Source organism: Methanobrevibacter sp. UBA417 (assembly GCF_002508845.1).
Lineage (GTDB): Archaea > Methanobacteriota > Methanobacteria > Methanobacteriales > Methanobacteriaceae > Methanobrevibacter_A > Methanobrevibacter_A acididurans.
In genome coordinates this window covers 5,964-6,528 of the sequence record NZ_DAZC01000031.1, presented here as the reverse complement: position 1 = coordinate 6,528, position 565 = coordinate 5,964, and the positions used below count along the sequence as shown (strand labels likewise).

1 pseudogene is annotated in these 565 nt (G+C 24.1%); it reads right to left on the bottom strand.

The features are described from left to right. Window positions 1-145 precede the first annotated feature (145 nt). Window positions 146-565: pseudogene (locus BP769_RS06805) on the bottom strand (molybdopterin-guanine dinucleotide biosynthesis protein B); the annotation flags it as partial.

Below are 565 nucleotides of genomic sequence, written 5' to 3'. Positions count from 1 at the left end.
TTAGAATTTAACATTCCATCATGATGACAATAAAAACATTGAATATTACAACGATTTGTAATAGATATACGTAATGAAATTATAGGTCTATTATAAGTATCTTTAATCTTATCCATCCAATCACATAAACCAAAAATTATTTTAATCAAACTTTTTTATTATTAATTAATATTTCAATTTTATTAAAATCCTTAACCCCATACTCAGTAGTTTTTAATGAATTTAACATTCCCAAAATAGTATTTTTCATAAAATCATTTACAAAAGCATTAATTCCAATATTAACACCATCAACTGAAACAGAAATATCTGCTTGTTTTTCTAAATCATATTGTAAATTTCCATCAATAAAAGCTTTAGCTATTACTTTACCATCATTATAACCACAATCATCAACAAACAAAGTGTCAATTATATCATAACCATAATTTTCAATTTTATCAACTAATAAACTAACATCAGAATCATCCATATTTTTCGCATCAACAGACGCAATAGTAAAATCATCAACAACATCCGGAGTTGTAGCAATTTTTGGATAATTATAACCTTTAAATCCTTCTAT